General features: G+C 48.0%; 17 protein-coding genes, 1 tRNA gene and 1 other annotated feature (1 of these 19 running past the window's edge). Of the genes, 12 read left to right on the forward strand and 6 right to left on the reverse strand.

Going from position 1 to position 18,566, the window contains the following annotated elements:
• Positions 1–238: 238 nt before the first annotated feature.
• Positions 239–2,383: an S-layer homology domain-containing protein gene (locus O6R05_RS01680; RefSeq protein WP_271191809.1), complete on the forward strand. Its 2,145-nt coding sequence runs from the start codon at positions 239–241 to the stop codon at positions 2,381–2,383.
• A 709-nt stretch (positions 2,384–3,092) separates the two neighbouring features.
• Here the strand turns inward: O6R05_RS01680 and O6R05_RS01685 are convergent.
• On the reverse strand, positions 3,093–3,632 hold the full coding sequence (locus O6R05_RS01685; RefSeq protein WP_271191810.1) for a hypothetical protein: 540 nt from the start codon (positions 3,630–3,632) through the stop codon (positions 3,093–3,095).
• A 122-nt stretch (positions 3,633–3,754) separates the two neighbouring features.
• Between O6R05_RS01685 and O6R05_RS01690 the strand changes: the two genes are divergently transcribed.
• The 5 genes from O6R05_RS01690 (at position 3,755) to O6R05_RS01710 (ending at position 8,140) form a co-directional block, all read left to right on the forward strand.
• Positions 3,755–5,215, forward strand: coding sequence for a nicotinate phosphoribosyltransferase (locus O6R05_RS01690; protein WP_271191811.1), 1,461 nt, complete (start codon positions 3,755–3,757; stop codon positions 5,213–5,215).
• A complete protein-coding gene (locus tag O6R05_RS01695) occupies positions 5,212–6,078 on the forward strand; it encodes a radical SAM protein (RefSeq protein WP_271191812.1) in 867 nt (288 codons plus the stop codon). Before O6R05_RS01690 ends, O6R05_RS01695 begins: the two co-directional genes overlap by 4 nt.
• Positions 6,079–6,090: 12 nt before the next feature.
• Positions 6,091–6,870 carry a hypothetical protein gene (locus O6R05_RS01700; RefSeq protein ID WP_271191813.1) on the forward strand — a complete coding sequence of 260 codons (780 nt, stop codon included), beginning with the start codon at positions 6,091–6,093 and terminating at the stop codon, positions 6,868–6,870.
• A 255-nt stretch (positions 6,871–7,125) separates the two neighbouring features.
• Positions 7,126–7,578: a QueT transporter family protein gene (locus O6R05_RS01705; protein ID WP_271191814.1), complete on the forward strand. Its 453-nt coding sequence runs from the start codon at positions 7,126–7,128 to the stop codon at positions 7,576–7,578.
• Positions 7,579–7,603: 25 nt separating this feature from the next.
• A complete protein-coding gene (locus O6R05_RS01710) occupies positions 7,604–8,140 on the forward strand; it encodes a DUF937 domain-containing protein (protein ID WP_271191815.1) in 537 nt (178 codons plus the stop codon).
• 66 nt (positions 8,141–8,206) lie between these two features.
• On the opposite strand, the gene O6R05_RS01715 is transcribed toward O6R05_RS01710, so the two are convergent.
• Positions 8,207–9,517 carry a YjiH family protein gene (locus O6R05_RS01715; RefSeq protein ID WP_271191816.1) on the reverse strand — a complete coding sequence of 437 codons (1,311 nt, stop codon included), beginning with the start codon at positions 9,515–9,517 and terminating at the stop codon, positions 8,207–8,209.
• 237 nt (positions 9,518–9,754) lie between these two features.
• On the opposite strand from O6R05_RS01715, the gene O6R05_RS01720 reads away from it, so the two are divergent.
• From O6R05_RS01720 to O6R05_RS01740, 5 genes are all read left to right on the forward strand, one after another.
• Complete coding sequence (locus tag O6R05_RS01720; protein ID WP_271191817.1) at positions 9,755–11,098, forward strand: MATE family efflux transporter; 1,344 nt, start codon at positions 9,755–9,757, stop codon at positions 11,096–11,098.
• Positions 11,099–11,176: 78 nt separating this feature from the next.
• Positions 11,177–12,370, forward strand: a complete 1,194-nt coding sequence (gene tuf, locus O6R05_RS01725; RefSeq protein WP_271191327.1) for an elongation factor Tu — start codon at positions 11,177–11,179, stop codon at positions 12,368–12,370.
• Between the two features lie 194 nt (positions 12,371–12,564).
• The gene (locus O6R05_RS01730) at positions 12,565–13,038 is read left to right on the forward strand and encodes a nucleoside deaminase (protein ID WP_271191818.1); all 474 of its coding nucleotides are present in this window, start codon (positions 12,565–12,567) and stop codon (positions 13,036–13,038) included.
• Between the two features lie 7 nt (positions 13,039–13,045).
• Positions 13,046–14,380, forward strand: a complete 1,335-nt coding sequence (locus O6R05_RS01735; RefSeq protein WP_271191819.1) for a cytosine permease — start codon at positions 13,046–13,048, stop codon at positions 14,378–14,380.
• Positions 14,370–14,549, forward strand: a complete 180-nt coding sequence (locus O6R05_RS01740; RefSeq protein WP_271191820.1) for a hypothetical protein — start codon at positions 14,370–14,372, stop codon at positions 14,547–14,549. Before O6R05_RS01735 ends, O6R05_RS01740 begins: the two co-directional genes overlap by 11 nt.
• A gap of 127 nt (positions 14,550–14,676) precedes the next feature.
• On the opposite strand, the gene O6R05_RS01745 is transcribed toward O6R05_RS01740, so the two are convergent.
• The 3 genes from O6R05_RS01745 to deoD all read right to left on the reverse strand — a co-directional run bounded on the left by O6R05_RS01745 (position 14,677) and on the right by deoD (position 16,128).
• Positions 14,677–14,753 (reverse strand) — tRNA-His (locus O6R05_RS01745).
• 72 nt (positions 14,754–14,825) lie between these two features.
• Positions 14,826–15,431: a ComEA family DNA-binding protein gene (locus O6R05_RS01750; RefSeq protein ID WP_271191821.1), complete on the reverse strand. Its 606-nt coding sequence runs from the start codon at positions 15,429–15,431 to the stop codon at positions 14,826–14,828.
• On the reverse strand, positions 15,415–16,128 hold the full coding sequence (gene deoD / locus O6R05_RS01755) for a purine-nucleoside phosphorylase (protein ID WP_271192280.1): 714 nt from the start codon (positions 16,126–16,128) through the stop codon (positions 15,415–15,417). Before deoD ends, O6R05_RS01750 begins: the two co-directional genes overlap by 17 nt.
• Positions 16,129–16,222: 94 nt before the next feature.
• On the opposite strand from deoD, the gene O6R05_RS01760 reads away from it, so the two are divergent.
• Complete coding sequence (locus O6R05_RS01760; RefSeq protein ID WP_271191822.1) at positions 16,223–17,461, forward strand: aminopeptidase; 1,239 nt, start codon at positions 16,223–16,225, stop codon at positions 17,459–17,461.
• Here the strand turns inward: O6R05_RS01760 and O6R05_RS01765 are convergent.
• Positions 17,427–18,317, reverse strand: coding sequence for a hypothetical protein (locus O6R05_RS01765; protein WP_271191823.1), 891 nt, complete (start codon positions 18,315–18,317; stop codon positions 17,427–17,429). The genes O6R05_RS01760 and O6R05_RS01765 overlap by 35 nt on opposite strands.
• Before the next feature lie 87 nt (positions 18,318–18,404).
• Positions 18,405–18,566, forward strand: a binding site (T-box leader) (it continues 100 nt past the right edge of the window).

The following is an 18,566-nucleotide window of genomic DNA, read 5'->3' on the forward strand; positions in this document are numbered from 1 at the left end:
AGCATACAACTTTAAAGAGGTAACAATTCTGTAACACAACTGTAATTTTACTTTAATTAGGATTCGTGTATAATAGTAACAACGAGGAACAATGACAATTAAATATTATCCATAAGACACTTATGTGACGATGCGAATAATGTTTACTTGTCACCTCAGAGACTGTGCGTTCACACAGTCGGCAAAAGTTTAAGACTTTTGTAGGTCTACAAAATTTTTAAGGAGGTCGAAAGACAAGATGAACAAGAAACTTCTTTCCCTAGTACTGACACTAGTTATGGTACTGGGCACATTCACATCTGTCTTCGCAGCCGAAACAACAACTGAAGAAAAAGTTGAGAAAGTAGTTGGAAAAGACAACAAAATCCAATACGTTATCGACAAAAAATTAGTTGAAGGTTACGAAGATGGTTCTTATCAATTAGATAAGACAATCACCAGAGCAGAAATCACCAAACTGTTAGCATTAGCAAACGGTCATGAAGACCTGTCCAAAAAACTTCAAGGTTCTATCAACATCTACTCCGACGTTGATGCAACCCACTGGGCAAACGGCGTGATCACTGTAGGTACCACCGTACCATCAGCAGCCAACGGACTGGCAATGCTCCAAGGTTATCCAGATGGATCCTTCAAACCAGAAAACAACGTCACCTATGCAGAACTTGCAAAAATGCTCGTCGTACTGGTTAAAGAAGACCTCACCGCAGACATGGCCAAAACAGCCAACGCAAACTGGGCCGGTCAATGGTTAACATGGGCAACCCAACTTGGTATTCTTGACGACGTAACTGTAACTGATGCTAACGCAGCAGCAACACGTGGCGATGCATTCACCATGGTATACAACGCACTGTACAAACTCGTCAACTTCAGAAGAGTTCCAGTAGATGCTAAGCTCGGCGTACTTTCCGCACTTAGAAACAACAAACTCACCCTGAACCAAGATGACAAACAAACTTACACCGTAACTACCGACACCGTATTCGTACAAGCTAACGGCGCAAGCAAGACCAACATGATCAAAGTTAAAGACATCACCAACCCAGATTACTACCTTGGATCTTTAGTTCGCGTACTTGTTAACGACAAAAACGAAGTAACACACATCCTTGAACTGGGTAACCCAGAGTTCATGGCTCTTGGCGCAGCTGTCAACACCGTACAAGACGGCAACGATCGTTGGGAAGGTGTAGCTGATGCAACCGTATCAACCGAAGCGCTTCCAGTAGGAACTTTAGACAAATACTACGCAGATGCACTTACTAGCTATGCAACCATCAAATTCAACGGCAACAACACTAAAGCCAATGCTATTACATTTGTAAGCCCTAACTATGGTACCGTTGAATTAAAAGTTAACGACGACACTCGTGTATTCGTAGCTAACCCTTACAACAACCAAATGAGAGAAGTTGAAGACTTAGCAGCAGCAGTAGCCCTGATCGGTTTCCAAAACTATGACGAATACAAGATTCCAAACGTCTATGCAGGATATGACACCAATGGCTACGAAGGCGTTATCCAAGGCTTCAACACCAACGGACAAACTGCAAAAGTTATCGTGTTCAACACAGTAACCAAAGCAAAAGGAAGCGAATTATACCGCGTTATTAACGAAACCAACTACAACTACGGCGTAACCCTTGAAAAAGCAAACGGCGAACTCGTAGATGCTAACGTTATGACCAACCTGTCCGTATTCCCATACAACTACAACAATAAATTTGATATCGTTGAAGTCACTTATTCCGCAGCAAACGGCACTGATGAATACGGTATGGTTCTTGATCACAGCGACGTTAACAAGCACCCAATCGTAAGAGTAGTTGATCTTAAAGATGACGGCCGCACCCTTCAAGTCGTTGACGAACACGGTTTCCAAACCATCGTAAACCTTGACGATGCCGACATCTTCTCAGCCATCAGATTCGACAAACTCGAAGCAGGCACCGTAATCCAACTTGGTGCAAACGAAGGCAACAACGTACCGAAAGTCGTATCCATCCTTCCAAGAGATACTCACCTTGACGGTGCACTCCAAAACAACTGGACCGCATTCCAAGGCAACACTTATGTAGGTAAAGTGCTTAGCGTCAAAGATGAAGATGCGAATACAGCGCTGGTAACCATTGATGTGTACAACAACGCATTCGACGTTGATGATTCTCACCACGTTGAAGCTTACTATGTAGCAAAAGACGATGCTGAACTTCTCGTTGACTTCGTAGATGTAGAAGTTATCTTCTCCGTAGACAATATGTCCGGTCTTTACGGCAAAGCATTTGCTACTAACTTCAGACTGAACAACGCAAACCACACTCCTATCGCAGATGTAGAAGTTGAAGACGCTGCAGAACTTACACCAGCTGAAGAAAAATAAAGCTTGTATCATGGAGCAATAAAAAAGAAAGAGAGCAATCTCTTTCTTTTTTTGTGTCTGCAATTTTGAAACCTCAAAATCAAGGCTTTAAAAAGCAGGCGGCATGTGGAGCCAGTACGTCGGTTTAGATGTGGCAGATATAGCGAGGGTCAGGATCTCGCGCTTTGGAGACGAGGGGAGAGCGCCGTCTTCATTGTGCTCGCCGTGTGAGGAATGGGCGTTGCCACAGGTTTTGTTGTGGTGTGCTGTGATGGAAGCAGCTCTTTGTGACGGTGAGTGACAAAGGAAGCAAGGCCATGGGAGGTGTCTCTGCCTACCGCCAGTCAAAGCTAGCGCGTTGTGGCCATTGACATATCGGCGTGTGTCATCAAAAGATGTCCGGCAGCCATCGTGTCATGGGTGTCTGTATTCATATTTGGCCGTAGGATCAAAGCTGTGGGTCGATAAGGGGAGTCTGTCGCAGTTGTCGAGACACGGACAGCACTTAACAATTCACACTATACAAAGAACCTCATAGGATACTACCTGTGAGGTTCTTTGTATATGAAGCCCGGAGTTTGATGTGAGGTTCCGTTAAGCTTTGCATTTGTCTATAAACGTCAGAGATTACCACAGCACGCGGTTGTCAGACGTTTATGTGTTCTGCACATTTTGCAAAAATAAGGGTTTGTCTGAATGAAAATCCTCGCAGTTTAGGCGAGGATAATGATCAATGTGGCATAATGTAGCGGTGAGGGAGGTCGCAGCTGTCTATGGCATCGCCGCGGATCAAATGGTAATAGAGTTCGACCATGGCGGCAGTGGCGGCGTTGCGATGTCCGAAAGGAGCGATGGTCATAAAGTTATTCGTAAACCATCCGCCGGGCACCACATCCATGGTCGCCATGGCTTGGAAGAGACGGTCCATGGCTTGATGCAGCTCCATAAAGGTCGTCCCGCGGTCGGTGTTAAAGGTGCGGTAGATACCGCCTGGGATGACGTCTTGGAGGAGGAGGCGGTTGATTTCCATCAGACGATGCGGGGTGAGCGGTGCACCTGTCTTTGCAAGTTCAGTGATATAATCCATGGCTCGCTTTGTGTCATAGAGCAGAAAAAAGCTCTCCAGCGATTTTCCGCCGACGGTACGTCGTTCAATCAACAGACTCGCTACGTCATCGGCGGTGAAGTCAATCCCCTCTTTCGCCAACAAGGCGCTGATATAGCGGACATAAACGTCGTCATGTAAATAGGCATCTGTTTTAAAATCCATTGAAACCTCCCGAGGCATTTGAGTTATAGTAGTTTTACCCAAGGCGCAGCAGCTTATGCACGTGGGATAAACATTTGAAAACCGACTCAATGGCATATATAATCTTTTATAAGAGGTGTGACATGGAAAAAATACAACGTAATCGCAATAACTATACTTTGCTTGTGGACTTCTATGAGCTGACCATGGCAGGCGGGTTTTTGAAATCGGGACGAGCTGAACAAATTGTCACGTTTGATATGTTTTTCAGAACGGTACCGGACCATGCCAATTTTGCCATCATGGCCGGGTTGGAACAAGTGATTGACTATATTGAAAATTTAAATTTCACGGAAGAGGACATCGATTTTTTAAAGTCTAAAGGCATTTTTGATGAGGCTTTTTTTGACTACCTTCGCCGTTTCCACTTTGAATGTGATATGTGGGCGGTGCCTGAGGGTACGGTGATCTTTCCCGGCGAGCCGTTGGTCATCGTGAAGGGGCCGGCGCTTCAAGCTCAGTTTATCGAGACGATGTTACTTGTGACGTTAAATCATCAGTCTATGATTGCCACGAAAGCGAACCGCATTGTCACGGCGGCTGACGGACGACCGGTCATTGAGTTCGGATCACGCCGGGCACAGGGTTACAGCGGCGCTATCTTAGGTGCACGGGCAGCCTATATTGGCGGCTGTATCGGGACGGCGTGTACGCTTGCTGATAAGCTTTACGGGGTGCCGTCGATGGGGACTATGGCTCACTCCTGGGTGCAGCTTTTTGATACGGAATATGAAGCCTTTTTAGAGTTTGCCAAGGCTTATCCGGACAACTGTGTGCTGTTGGTGGACACCTACGATACGTTAGGCAGCGGCGTGCCTAATGCTATTAAAGTCTTTACCGAGTATCTGGTACCGAACGGGTATCGCCCGAAGGGGATTCGCATTGACTCCGGGGATATGGCCTATTTGTCCAAGATGGCACGGTATATGCTGGATGAAGCCGGCTTTACCGACTGTACCATCATGGCCAGCAATTCCCTGGACGAGTACACCATTGACAATTTGAAGCTCCAAAAGGCAGCTATTGACAGCTACGGCGTGGGCGAGCGACTCATCACGTCCAAGAGTGCGCCGGTTTTTGGCGGCGTCTACAAGCTCACGTCCGTGTTTGACGGCGAGAAAGAAATACCTAAGATTAAAATTTCGGAGAATGTGGCGAAGATTACCAACCCGGGCTTTAAAAAGCTCTACCGTTTCTATGATAAAGCGACAGGCAAGGCCTTAGCAGATGTGGTGACGTTGGCTCACGAGACCATTGATACCGACACGTATGAAATCTTTCATCCCATTCATATTTGGAAGCGCAAGGTTTTGAAAAACTTTGAAGCTGTCGCTCTGCTTGAGCCTGTCTATGAACAAGGTCAACTGGTTTATGATATGCCGAGTCTGGACGCCATTCGAGACCGGGCGAGAGACCAGGTGGAACGTCTATGGGATGAAGTGAAGCGTTTGGAGAGCCCTCAGGAGTACATTGTAGATTTATCTCAGGCGCTGTGGGACCTTAAAGATCAACTGTTAAAAGCACACAGAAAGGGTATCTCATGAACTATTACGGCAATGTGTTTCGGCCGCCCAGCGAAGCCAGATCGCTGATCATTCAAGCCACCATCGGCTGTTCTCATAATCGGTGCACCTTTTGTTATATGTATAAAGATGAACCCTTTATCATTCGGGATGTGGATGAGATCATCGCCGATTTGGAGACTGAAGCGCGTTACTTTCCCTACTATGAGCGGGTTTTTATCGCTGACGGTGATGCGCTCATTATTCCCACGGACAAACTCGTCCGCCTTTTGGACTACATTCGCGAGAATATGCCCAATGTTAAACGTGTAGCGTCCTATGCTACGGCCAAGGACATCAATTTAAAGACGGATGCGGAGCTTAAAATGCTCCATGACCACGGCCTGGAGATGCTCTATATCGGCTTTGAAAGCGGTGATCCCGAGATTTTAGAGGACATTAACAAGGGACTCACCTATGAAGACTATGTGAAAACTATGGCCAAGTGTAAGACGGCAGGCTTTCAAACGTCGGTCACTATTATTGCAGGACTCGGAGGACGAGCCAAGTGGGAACAAAATGCGCTGGGCACGGCGCGGCTTATCACCGACACCAAGCCGGACTATGTGAGTTACCTCACGGTACGCCTCTATGGTAATACGGAACTTTACAGGGACTGGCAGCAGGGGATCTTTGAGATGCCGTCACCGGAGGAAATCCTCTATGAAATGCGCCGCTTTTTAGAACATGTAGATAGTGAGGGGACGGTGTTTCGCTCCAATCACGCATCCAACTATGTCCTCCTCGGCGGCACATTAAACCGAGACGTACCGGATTTGCTTGATGCCATTGATGATACCCTTGAGAAGAAAAACTTTCGCCCCGGCATGATGCGACGCCTTTAGAAAGGAGACAGTATGCTTTTTCGTTTGAATTTACAAGGATTGCTGGATCGGTCTGCACTTGACGAGAGGGCGACGTTGGTCATCCCTACCACGCTGCAGGAGCCAGTTGTGGATCTTGAGGACTATGCACAGAAAATGGCGGCGGCTTATCCGAAGCAGCGACGACAGCTGGCCACCTATCTGAAGTTGTTAAAAGCACTCAAGCCGGGGGATCAGCTTTGGGTGAAAAGCGGTGACACCTATGTGTTGGGCACCGTTCAGGAAGCCGTTCATGTCCAACATGGCGTGCCGGTTCTGGGGTTTGACGGCAAGGTGTGTGAACCTGCGCCGGAAGTGCTGCGGTGTTTTAACAGCGTGCCGTTGCAGCGGGTGCTTCGGGATGACGCTGTGACGGCGACTGAGGCTATGCTGTCGGCTAAGGTCCAAAGCGCCGCACTGGAAGTCCGTCCCAAAAATGAGCTTGCTCACGTGAGCCACTTTACGGTGGCACGTCCTGAAACTGCCGTCGCCGCCGAAGCGGAGCCGCAGTTTGGCGACTTGATTATTGAGATGCATCCTTCAGCGCTATATCAGGCGGAGAAGAAGTTTGTCAGAAAACATAAGAAACCGGCCGGTCTGCCTGTGCCGCAATCGACAAACGTCCTGGCCATGCAGATGGATTATTTCATGGATCTTCAGCGCCTTACCATGGCTCACACACTGCGGATGCAGGAGGCCTTACTTGCACAATGGATGACATGGTGCGGTGGGACGACGCACAGCTGTGTGGACGATGAGCAGGATCAAGACTAAGATGACACAAGAGAAGCTGGCGTCCCTTGACGGATGATTAGCACTCGGTTGGAATGTAGCAAGACCGGGTTTTAGTTCCACGTGGAACTAAAACCCCGAAGCGAGTGTCCATGTCGTCACGCTTAGCCTGATTGATAGCGTGTCGAGAGGCTTGACAAAGGGTCATAAACCTTATAAGATTAAATGAAGCGTCACAGGTCGCAGCCAAGGTGGCGCTTTTTTAATGTAGGGCTGCGGATATGAAAGGAGTTTACATTGAAAACTCGAGATCTTGCCTTAAACGGCATTTTTATGGCGCTTTATGTAGCACTGATTACCTTTATTCCTTCTTTCGGACCGCTGCAGTTTCGCATCGGGGAAGCTCTGTGTGTCATGCCTTTTTACAACAGAAAGTTCGTACCGGCCTTTGTCCTTGGGGGGATCCTCGCCAATCTGAGTTCGCCGCTCGGGACGGTGGATATGGTCGTGGGAGGACTGTGTGCAGCGATCACCTATACCATAAGCTACTTTGTGAAGCGTCCTTACATCAACGGCGTGACCTATGCTGTGGTGAGCGGTGTGTTGGTTGCGGCGGAGCTCTATATCATCCAGCAGACACCGCTACTCTTATCTTTTGGCGGCGTGGCGGGTTCGATGATTGTCATTCAGCTTGGAGCGGTGGCTTGTGTAGAGCATACCGGTCTTAAGGAGATTATTACACGGGGATAGGGTATAAAGACGACGAGGTGATACCATGGATTATAAAAATTTACTTACAGAACTGTTAGTTGCAAAACAATCGGCAGAACGTCAAGGTCTCTCCGGCATGGAGTTTACTAAAGGCCTTGGGGCATTGGTACCGGAGCTGCTCGACAGACTTCAAGGCCGTGCCACATCGGAAGAAGGACGGGATGCTTTGGATCATGTGCTCCGCCGCCATGAGGATGACGACTTCAACGACGCAAACGACTATGTGGAGCGACTGGACAACAGCGAAAAAGACGCTATGGTGGATTCTATTTTGGGACAAAACCGCAGAGATGTGGAACATCAGGCGGCTGAAAAGAGCGGCTTGGATGAGAGCACCATCAAAAAGATTCTTCTGGTCATTGCGCCACTGGTGCTGATTTCTCTGTCGAAGAATAAAAAGGAGAAGCGTTTCGGTCGGGACGACCTGCCTCGGGAAGTGGATGAACTTCGCGGCACGGTTCGCGGCGACGGTCTGTTCGGTCAAGTGAAAAACTTGCTGGATAAGGACGGCGACGGCCATATTTTAGATGATTTGTTTTAATCGTGACAGTTTTAACATGTAATGATGCAATAAAAGAGGACGGCATATGCCGTCCTTTTTGTGTCGTTAGAAAAGGAAGTGGGCGAACGGTGCAGCGAGTAGAATGGAAAGCACCACACGTTCAAACCAGATGATAAAGTAATCTCGCATTTTCAGTGGGATTTCTGTGCCCAGTATGGAGGGGATAGAACCGCTGAAAAAGAGGATTTCAGAGATACAGGTGACCCCAACGACGAAGCGGGTGACCATGGCGGACTCTGCCATTGGCATGGCAGGCAGGAACATTTCTGCAATACTCATGGACAGCGACTTGGCGGCGAGAAGGGCGTCAGGCAGCTGAGCCAGTGCAGTGAACGGGTAGAAGATGTAACCGACTACATCAAAGACCGGTGTGTACTCGGCGATAATAAGACCGAGGGTTCCGATAGCCATGAGAGACGGCGCCATGTTAAGTGCCAGCCGAATGCCGTCTTTCAGATTCTTTGCCACATTTTCAGCGACTGTCGGTGCAGTGTGAGCCACGTTAAGTGCCATGTCCAGAGCCACTTTGAATTTGTCGTGTTTGATGTCCTGCTCCACGTCACCTTTCACACCGTCATAGTAGGTGTCCGGTTTTTTGTTCAGAGGATAGAGACGCGCCGTGATGGCTGTGACCAGGAAGGTGACAATAACCGTGATCCAGAAAAATTGCAGCCAGTGAGTATCCATATAGCCCAGGGTTTTGGCAACGATGATCATAAATGTGGCGGAAACTGTCGAAAAGCCGGTAGCAATAATGCAGGCTTCTTTTTTTGTGTACATACCTTCCTTGTAAACGCCGTTGGTGATGAGCAGTGCCAGAGAATACGATCCGACAAAGGATGCCACGGCATCAATGGCGCTTCGGCCCGGTGTTTTAAAGATCGGCATCATAATAGGTCGCATAAAGACGCCGACAAATTCCATCAGACCGTAAGAGATGATAAATGCGAGGAACACGGAGCCGATGGGAATGATCGTCGTAACCGGTGCGACGACTTTATTAAAGACAAAGGGAATCATGTCCGGCTCCAACAGTGCGGCAGGACCGATGTTAAAGACCGCCATAATGACAAAGGGAATGCCAAGAATATTGATAAGGGAAAAGGCGGTTTTGATTTTGGTTTTGTTCCATGTTCCCGTGACAAAGGGGAAGATGACACCGGCGATGACAATCAAAAGTCCGTAAGCCGCTTTAAAGTATGGAATGGTTTGAATGCCGGTGACCAAGTGATCCAGAGGGATAGAACTTGTGTCACCTATAGTGATCGGCACGAAGAACATAAAGACGCCAAACAAACTGAATACGATAAAACGAAAGAGTGCGCGTCGGCGATCATCAGGTGATAATGTACTCATAGGTATACCTCCTTAATTATTTTAACTATAGTATATAACGAAGAAAACTAAAAAGGAACAAAAATGCACATTGCATAGAGGGACATCGCATACAGGTCGGCGCAGCGTTATTTGCAGGAAGCTATAGCGTCTATAGACGTTTATTTGTTATCTCACACTAAAGTTTATACAAACAGCGAAGAATGCTTGAGAGTTGGTGTAAATTTCGATACTATAGTAACAGTTAGGAGGCAACTTATGAATTCAGAAAAAATGGCGACCATGCCTGTGGGCGAGTTGCTGCTTAAATTGTCCATACCTCTTATGGTGGCCATGCTCATACAGGCACTTTACAATATTGTGGACTCCTATTTTGTGTCCCTCATCAACCAGGATGCGTTTACCGCCGTGACGCTGGCTTTTCCTGTCCAAAACCTGATCATCGGCCTTGCTGTCGGCACCGGAGTCGGCACCAATGCCCTGCTCTCAAAGAGTCTCGGTGCTAAGGATCACCGGCAGACGGAAAAGGTCATGTTCAATGCCCTCATTCTCGTGATCATTCACAGTGTGCTCTTTGTCATCTTCAGCCGCTTTGCCACAGCGCCCTATCTCAGCGCTCAGACCGATAACCCGATAGTGCGAAGCTATGGGGAAGATTACCTTGGCATTGTCACGGGACTTGCTTTGTTTGTCAATTTGCAGATTATGATGGAGCGGCTTTTACAGTCGACGGGACGGACGACATTAACCCTTATCACTCAAGGTATCGGCGCTGTTATCAATATTATTCTGGACCCTATTTTAATCTTCGGCTACTTTGGGTTTCCGGAACTTGGCGTGGCAGGCGCTGCCGTTGCGACGGTCATCGGTCAGGGCGTGGCCAGTCTTTTAGGTCTCTACTTAAACCATCGCTACAATCATGAGGTGGCATTTGTCGTCTCAAAGCCTGATCTTGAGACCATCAAAAAAATTTATGAAGTCGGTTTGCCGTCAGTGGCACTGATTTCTTTGAGCTCCGTGACCATTTATTTTCTCAACAAGATTTTGGGACACTTCACGGAAGCGGCAGTGGCCGTTTACGGTGCGTATTTTCGCATTCAAAACTTTGTGTTTTTGCCCCTTTTCGGCCTTACCAACGGTCTGGTACCGGCCCTTGCCTATAACTACGGCGCAAAGAACCGACAACGCTGTTATGATTTGATGCGTGTGGCTTTTAAAATAGGCTATCTTATCACTCTGGCGGGTCTCGTCCTCTTTTTAGTTGCCCCGGGCAGTCTCATTGCGCTGTTCAATCCGTCTGAAGAGATGGCGGCTATCGGTGTGGTGGCCTTTCGGTGGATTGCGCTGTCTTTTCCTCTTGCGGCCTACAACGTTGTGGCGGAAGCCGTCTATCAGTCTTTCGGCAACGGCATGTTGGGTCTTGTGGCGGCGCTGTTGCGGCAAATTATCGTGCTGCTGCCGGCAGCCTATTTGCTTGCTCTGAGCGGTCGTCTGGACTTTGTGTGGGCATCCTATGTCATTGCTGAAGTGGCCAATACCGTGTTTTGCTATTACTACATGAAGCATTTCGTCCACAGGACCATAGAAGCGCAAATGGTTTAGCCGGAAATATTGATTTTACAACAGAAGTATTGTATTATAAAACTAATTAGTAACTTATAGAAATTTTAGGAGGCAGCTATGGCTAAAGCTAAATTTGAAAGAACCAAACCCCACGTAAATATCGGAACCATCGGTCACGTTGACCACGGAAAAACCACCCTCACCGCAGCAATCACCTTTGTACTAAACAAACGCTTCGGATCCGGTGAATTCGTTGACTACGCACACATCGACAAAGCACCTGAAGAAAGAGAACGTGGTATCACCATCTCCACCTCACACGTCGAATACGAAACCGCCAACCGTCACTACGCCCACGTAGACTGCCCAGGCCACGCCGACTATGTCAAGAACATGATCACCGGTGCAGCCCAAATGGACGGCGCCATCCTCGTATGCTCCGCAGCAGACGGTCCAATGCCACAAACCCGTGAGCACATCCTCTTAGCACGTCAAGTCGGTGTACCATCCATCGTTGTCTTCTTAAACAAAGAAGACCAAGTCGATGATCCAGAACTTATCGAACTCGTAGAAATGGAAATCAGAGACCTGTTAAACGAATACGACTTCGACGGCGACAACACACCAATCGTAGTCGGATCCGCATTAAAAGCACTCGACGATCCAGACGGCGAATGGGGCGACAAAATCATCAAACTCATGGAAGAAGTTGACGCATACATTCCAGAACCAGTACGTGACATCGATCACCCATTCCTCATGCCAGTAGAAGACGTCTTCTCCATCACCGGTCGTGGTACCGTAGCCACCGGTAGAGTCGAACAAGGGACCGTCAAAGTCGGCGACAACGTCGAACTCGTCGGCCTCACCGAAGAAAAGCGCACCGTCGTCGTCACCGGCGTCGAAATGTTCAAGAAACAACTCGACCAAGCCCAAGCAGGGGACAACATCGGGGCACTCCTACGCGGTGTACAACGTAACGAAATCGAAAGAGGCCAAGTCTTAGCCGCACCGGGAACCATTCACCCACACAAAAAATTTGAAGCCGAAGTCTACGTACTGAGCAAAGAAGAAGGCGGACGACACACCCCATTCTTCAACGGCTACCGTCCACAATTCTACTTCAGAACCACCGACGTAACCGGGGACATCTCCCTACAAGAAGGCGTAGAAATGGTCATGCCAGGAGACAACTCCACCTTCACCGTAGAACTCATCACTCCAATTGCCATGGATGAAGGACTACGCTTCGCCATTCGTGAAGGCGGCCGTACCGTAGCATCCGGCGTGGTATCCAAGCTGCTCGACTAATTTCACAGTGATAAGCCAAAGAGAACTCATGATGAGTTCTCTTTTTTTTATGTCCGGCCCAATCGTTTATCCAGTTGTCGCATAGCGAGACGACGGTAAAAGTTATGGAGAAAAAACCTTGCACAGGCAGGAAGGTTAGCGTATCATACAATAAAGCATTAATAATAATGCTGAGAAAAAAAGGAGGTAGTATCATGGATCATCGCGACTATTTACGACGCGCCGTTGAGGTCTCACGACAGTCCAGAGCGCATGGCAACACACCTTTCGGAGCTATTCTGGTAGGACCGGACGGTGAGATTTTAATGGAACAGGAGAACATTGAAGTTACGGATCATGTATGTACCGGTCATGCTGAAACAACTTTGGCACAACGAGCTTCCGAAACGTATGACAAAGGGTTTCTTTGGGACTGCACGTTGTATACCACGGCTGAGCCCTGTGCCATGTGTGCAGGCGCTATTTATTGGGCCAACATCGGCACGGTTGTCTACGCACTCACGGAAAAGAAGCTTTTAGCCATGACCGGAGATAATGAACAAAATCCGACGTTTGATTTGCCTTGCAGAGAGGTCTTTGCCAAAGGTCAGAAGGCGATTCAAGTCGTCGGTCCGTTTGAGGATTTGGCAGAGGAAGTGGCCGAAGTGCATCAGGGATATTGGAAGTGAGGTTACGATGGAAAATATAGATAAAAAGCACGTGGGTGCGCCTGAGGTCACTGATGACCTTGATTTTGAACAATCGGCCGTTCCCATGTCGAAGCGGAAAAGTTTTTGGTCCATTACGATTATTTGGCTGGGTTTTGTCTTTGTCATCACATCGATGATGACCGGGGGCGGATTAGCGGCCGGACTGGATTTTAAAGACATTGTAGTCGCCACGATTGTGGGCAATGTGTTTTTAAGTGTCATCGCGATGGCCATTGGCAATATGGCCAGTAAAACAGGTTTATCCTTTGCATTAATGACACGCTATACCTTTGGAAACACCGGCTCCAAACTTGCCACCTTATTCGTTCCTATTGTGAACATTGGCTGGTATACCATTCAAGCGGCTACGTACGGCCATTTTGTAGCCATGGTGTTAGGCGTTGAGGGGACGGGAGAAACTGTTATTTTATTTTGTACAGCTATTATTATGGGCGTCTTTGCCTTGGCCGGAATTGAAGCGATTGCCGTCCTTGGCTATGTCGCCATTCCCGCCATTATTTTTCTGTCCATTGCAACAGCCATGAAGTCAGGTATGACCGTGGGAATGGACACGATTGTCTCCTTTATGCCTAAAACCCAGATGAGTTTGCTCAACGGCATTACCATTGTCATCGGCACGTGGATTCTGTCCACGGCGACGTGTATTGCGGATACCATGCGTTATGCTAAAAATCCGAAAGAAGCGATGACAGCATCAGTCTTAGGTTTACTGGGGGGTAATACCCTGCTCATTATCTGCGGGGCGATTGCATCTATCGGCATGGGCGACTCCGACTTGACCGCAGTTCTCCTCGGGTTCGGTCTGGTTATACCGTCGTTGATTCTTATGACGACCAATATTTTTACTACCAATGCCGCCAATTTATATTCGTCGTCCTTGAACCTTGCCAATACTTTCAGCACGGGACGAAAGAAGATTATCGCCATTGTCCTACTTATCGCCGGTTTACTTGCCATGACAAGACCGTACAATATTGATGTACTCTTCACCTTTTTAAATGCGCTGGGCGTTATTGTACCGCCACTCTCCGGGATTATTATTGCCAACTATTACATCATAAACAAACAGGTCTATCCGGAACTGTCAAGTTCCGCGATACCGACATGGGACATCACACCGTGGGTCTCATGGGGGCTCACACTGGTCATCGTGAAGTTTTTAGAACGTGTGGCCAAAGGGGGCAGTGCACTGAACGGAATCTTCGGTCTGCCGGCGCTCAACGGTATTATTGTGGGCATTATCATCTACACCCTATTGTATAAAGTTATTAAAGGAGGCGCTAAGAGCTATGAACAATGAAGAAATTAAAAAATTTCGAACCATTGCCATCATCGGTGTCATTTTAATGGGCATCGGGTCCTTTATGGCAAGTTTGGCGACGACGAGTTTGTTCTCCAATATCGGCTCAGGCATCTTAGTTGTGAGTATTATTATTGCTACCGTCGGCTTTATTAAATGGCGGCCGTAAAGTTGTAAAGTTTATACGAGTTCCCCTTAGCAGTTCACGCTGAGGGGATTTTCTATTTATAAAAAGCACAAAAAAAGAATGGCTATTTAAAGCCATTCTAAAAAACATTGCGTTATTTTAATTTTTATGGGGTGGATAGTGGGGTTCGAACCCACGACCTCAAGTGCCACAAACTTGCGCCCTAACCAACTAGGCCATACCCACCACAGACGATAGAAATATGATATCAAAGGGGGCGGCCTTTGTCAAATATTTTTTACCTTTTATTTGCTGTTGTCACTGAATGTGATCTTTGAGGCTTTCGAAGGTCTTTTCACCAATGCCGGGCACATTCAACAAATCTTCCGGACGTGAAAAAGGATGTTGTTTGCGGTACTCTAAAATGCTTTCGGCGGTTTTGTCGCCAATGCCGTTTAGCGTCATGAGTTCTTCTTTGGTGGCGGTGTTTAATGTGACTTTACCGCTATGCGTGTTGGAGACAGCTGCTGCAGGACCGGGTACGATGATGTGATCTTCATCCTGAAGCTTTTGAGCGAGGTTGACGGCGTCCAAATTTGCGCCTTCCAGTGCACCGCCGGCGGCGTTAATGCCGTCGATAATGCGGCTGCCCTCAGGCAGTTTCAAAAGGCCCGGAGTCTTGACGTAGCCGGAGATGTGCACGTAAATGACAGAAGGTTCAGCTGCTGTTGATTCTCCTTCTTTCGTGGTGCTTTCCGTGGGAATGGCGGTCTCATCGACAGAGGTGTCATCTATCGGCTCAGCCAAGGATGAAGGTGCTGCCGTGAGGTAGCCGGTGCGGTTCATATCCACGAGGACTTTACTGATAAAGATCATGGCCACCACCATGACGGCGGCAAGGAGTTTGTTATTTTTGAAGCTCATAGGCCGTTTCCAGTGCGATTTCCATCATGGCGGTGAAGGACGCTTCTCGTTCTTTGGCACTGGTTTCTTCCATGGTGACGAGGGAATCGGAGACGGTTAAGAGGCTGAGGGCTTTTTTTCCCATGGACTGTGCCAGAGTATAGAGGGCGTAGGTTTCCATTTCTACAGCCAGAACGTTGAGGTTTGACCAGCTTTTCCAAATGTCCGGGATCGGATGATAGAAGATGTCTGAGGAGAGGACGTTGCCCACATGTGGTTTTACACCTTTTTTTGCCCCGACGTTGTAGGCGGTATAGAGGAGTTCGAAGTCGCAGAGAGCACTGAACGTCCCGGTTGGCATAAAATGCGCGCCGAAGTTGCCGTTGGTGGATGCACCTTGCGCCAGGATGATGTCGTAGAGTTTTAAGTCGTCCTGATACGCACCGCAGGATCCTACGCGCATAATGGTTTCGACGTCGTAAAATTTGAAAAGCTCTGTGGCATAGATACCGATGGATGGCATCCCCATTCCTGAACCCATGACGGAGACGGGTTTGCCTTTATATGTGCCGGTGTAGCCCAGCATACCGCGAACGTCTGTGACGAGTCGGGCATCGGTCAGATAGTTTTCTGCGATGAATTTAGCACGCCGAGGGTCACCGGGCATGAGGACAGTCTTTGCAAAGTCCTGAGGTTGTGCGCTGATGTGAGGGGTCAAACGAATCACTCCTTAAAGTTTTATTTTAGTTGATTTTATTGTAGTACAACAACGGAGCAAGAACAAGATGGTATAATGGTGAGGAGGTGAAAGTATGACATTTGAAGACAAATTAAAAAAATATGCCGAGCTTATCGTCGGCTTCGGCATTAAAGTCAAGGAGGGGGACTATGTCGTCATCTCCGGACAAGTGGAAAATTATGACTTTCTTCGGGCACTGGCGGCACTGTCCTACGACTATGGCGCAAAGAACGTGAAGTTGACGTATTTGGATCAGACTTTTTCCGAGCTGAAGTATCGTCGTTCGCCCCTTAAGGTGTTAACCGAAATGCCGGACTATGTGATTGACGAAAAGATGGATGAATTGGATAAGCAGGCTAAGTTTATCAAAGTCATCGGCGCGGATCCCAATGGTTTTAAGAATGTAGATCCTCAAAAATTAGGCGTAGCCATCAAAGCGCGTTCCACAGCACTTCGGGAAGTGAGCAAGCGGACCATGAACAGCGAGACGCCGTGGGTGGTGGTGGGCGCAGCCACTGAGGATTGGGCGAAAGTGGTCTTTCCCGACATGGCGACGGATCAGGCAAAGGCACAACTTTGGGAAGCCATTTTCGAGACAACGCGTGTGAACGACGAGGATACGTTGGGTGCATGGGAGGCTCATGCAAAGAAGCTTGAGGCATGGTCGGCTTTCTTAAATGACAGCGCTTTTGAACGTCTTCACATCACGACGTCTAAAGGGACGGATCTAACCATCGGGTTGCCGAAGGGTTATATCTTTTCCGGGGCGACGGAAGTGGCTCAAAACGGCGAGGCCTTTGTGGCCAATATGCCTACGGAAGAGGTCTTTACGTTGCCGCACAAGGATCAGGTGAACGGTCGGGTCTATGCTACCAAGCCGCTGAATTACAACGGCACGCTCATCGATGATTTCTATTTGGACTTCAAAGACGGAGAAGTGGTTAACTTTAAGGCCGGACAAGGTGAAGCGACGCTGCGTCAACTTTTGCAGACCGATGAAGGATCCAAGCGCATCGGCGAGGTTGCGCTCGTGCCTTACGACTCACCGATTTCCAACTCCAAGATTTTATTTTTCGAGACGCTCTTTGATGAAAATGCGGCCTGTCATCTTGCTTTAGGCAAAGCTTATCCGACCAGTCTTAAAGGCGGGGAGACCATGGACACGGCGACACTGCTTGCCCATGGCGCCAATGACTCTGTGGTTCATGTCGACTTTATGATAGGCGACGAAACCACGCAAATCACTGCAGAAAAAAACGGCGAAGTGACACCGATTTTTATCGATGGCAACTTTGCCGAAGATGTGCTGTAATATCACACTGTAAGCATTGAATGATATTGCCGTATAGGGGCGTGTCACAGTAAAGTAAATAGAGTGATGGGGGACTTTGCAGACCGGAGGTGTCGGAAAGGTCCTCTTTTTGTATAAAGCGGACAGTCTCGCCGTGCAGATAACACCCGGCAGTGACCTCGCGCCGATAGGTAAAGGCGCCGCCGGAGAGTTGCAGTTGCGATCCGGCATCAAAGCTGTCAAGAGTCAGCGGACTTGTCGTGAGTCCGGTGATGTGAAGAAAGTCGCCTTTAAAGGTGATGTGGTGAGGCATGAAGTCGGCTTCGTCAATGCTAAAAGCAAGGGTACGGTACAGGGTGTCATAGCAACTTAAAAGTTTAAGGCCGTCACTGATGGCGGCAAGGCCCTGCGCGATAATAGGAAGAGGATCCCCATGGGTCATCAAGACCGATCGAATCCGCTTTGCTATGGCATAGCCGCTTTCTGCAGAAGGTTTCATGCCAAGGTGTTTAAAGAGTGCAGCGGTATTCACTTTGTCCAGTTTAAGAATGTGCTTAAAATTTTTATAGAGGGTTTGTAGATCATAAGAAAGGGGCGCAGGAATCGCATAAAAGGCGAGCTTTTCAAGTATAAACTGCTTTTCAAATGCGCTGATAACGCAAAAAGGCTCGCTAAATATCGTCATAAGAGATACCTCTTCCTTTAAGTTTTCGACGGTGTTCACCAAGAGTTTTCCGGTGGCACAGTTTAGTACACTCACTTGAAAGAGAGCGTCGTTTTTAAAGGAGAGACCGGTGGTTTCGATTTTAATAAAGTTGGTCACCATGAGGTGCTCCGTCACCTCGGGATGGGTCAGTGTGTGGCTTTTTATAATCATAAGTACCTCGCTCACTATATACCCGAAAAAATTTTAAAAAGTAAAAAAAAAGATGTTGACTTTGTCGCTTTGAAGGAATAAAATACCATAAAAGCTAAGACAGAGACAAAGATATGGAGCTTTATTACAGAGAGTCGGGCAGGTGAAAGCCGATATAAAGGGACATATGTACTATTCACTCTGGAGCATAACGGTTGAATTTTTTCGAAATAGTAGACGGTTACGGCAGCCTCCGTTATCAAGGGCAAA

Origin of the sequence: Peptoniphilus equinus, assembly GCF_027921445.1 — a bacterium.
GTDB lineage: Bacteria > Bacillota > Clostridia > Tissierellales > Peptoniphilaceae > Peptoniphilus > Peptoniphilus equinus.

Excerpts from the sequence above, each read along its gene's own strand:
- O6R05_RS01685 (WP_271191810.1), bottom strand. The coding sequence starts at position 3,632 with ATGGATTTTAAAACAGATGCCTATTTACATGACGACGTTTATGTCCGC.
- O6R05_RS01740 (WP_271191820.1), top strand. The coding sequence starts at position 14,370 with ATGAACAATGAAGAAATTAAAAAATTTCGAACCATTGCCATCATCGGT.
- tuf (WP_271191327.1), top strand. The coding sequence starts at position 11,177 with ATGGCTAAAGCTAAATTTGAAAGAACCAAACCCCACGTAAATATCGGA.
- O6R05_RS01720 (WP_271191817.1), top strand. The coding sequence starts at position 9,755 with ATGAATTCAGAAAAAATGGCGACCATGCCTGTGGGCGAGTTGCTGCTT.
- O6R05_RS01680 (WP_271191809.1), top strand. The coding sequence starts at position 239 with ATGAACAAGAAACTTCTTTCCCTAGTACTGACACTAGTTATGGTACTG.
- O6R05_RS01765 (WP_271191823.1), bottom strand. The coding sequence starts at position 18,317 with ATGATTATAAAAAGCCACACACTGACCCATCCCGAGGTGACGGAGCAC.
- O6R05_RS01690 (WP_271191811.1), top strand. The coding sequence starts at position 3,755 with ATGGAAAAAATACAACGTAATCGCAATAACTATACTTTGCTTGTGGAC.
- O6R05_RS01750 (WP_271191821.1), bottom strand. The coding sequence starts at position 15,431 with ATGAGCTTCAAAAATAACAAACTCCTTGCCGCCGTCATGGTGGTGGCC.
- O6R05_RS01715 (WP_271191816.1), bottom strand. The coding sequence starts at position 9,517 with ATGAGTACATTATCACCTGATGATCGCCGACGCGCACTCTTTCGTTTT.
- O6R05_RS01760 (WP_271191822.1), top strand. The coding sequence starts at position 16,223 with ATGACATTTGAAGACAAATTAAAAAAATATGCCGAGCTTATCGTCGGC.
- O6R05_RS01735 (WP_271191819.1), top strand. The coding sequence starts at position 13,046 with ATGGAAAATATAGATAAAAAGCACGTGGGTGCGCCTGAGGTCACTGAT.
- O6R05_RS01710 (WP_271191815.1), top strand. The coding sequence starts at position 7,604 with ATGGATTATAAAAATTTACTTACAGAACTGTTAGTTGCAAAACAATCG.
- O6R05_RS01730 (WP_271191818.1), top strand. The coding sequence starts at position 12,565 with ATGGATCATCGCGACTATTTACGACGCGCCGTTGAGGTCTCACGACAG.
- O6R05_RS01695 (WP_271191812.1), top strand. The coding sequence starts at position 5,212 with ATGAACTATTACGGCAATGTGTTTCGGCCGCCCAGCGAAGCCAGATCG.
- O6R05_RS01700 (WP_271191813.1), top strand. The coding sequence starts at position 6,091 with ATGCTTTTTCGTTTGAATTTACAAGGATTGCTGGATCGGTCTGCACTT.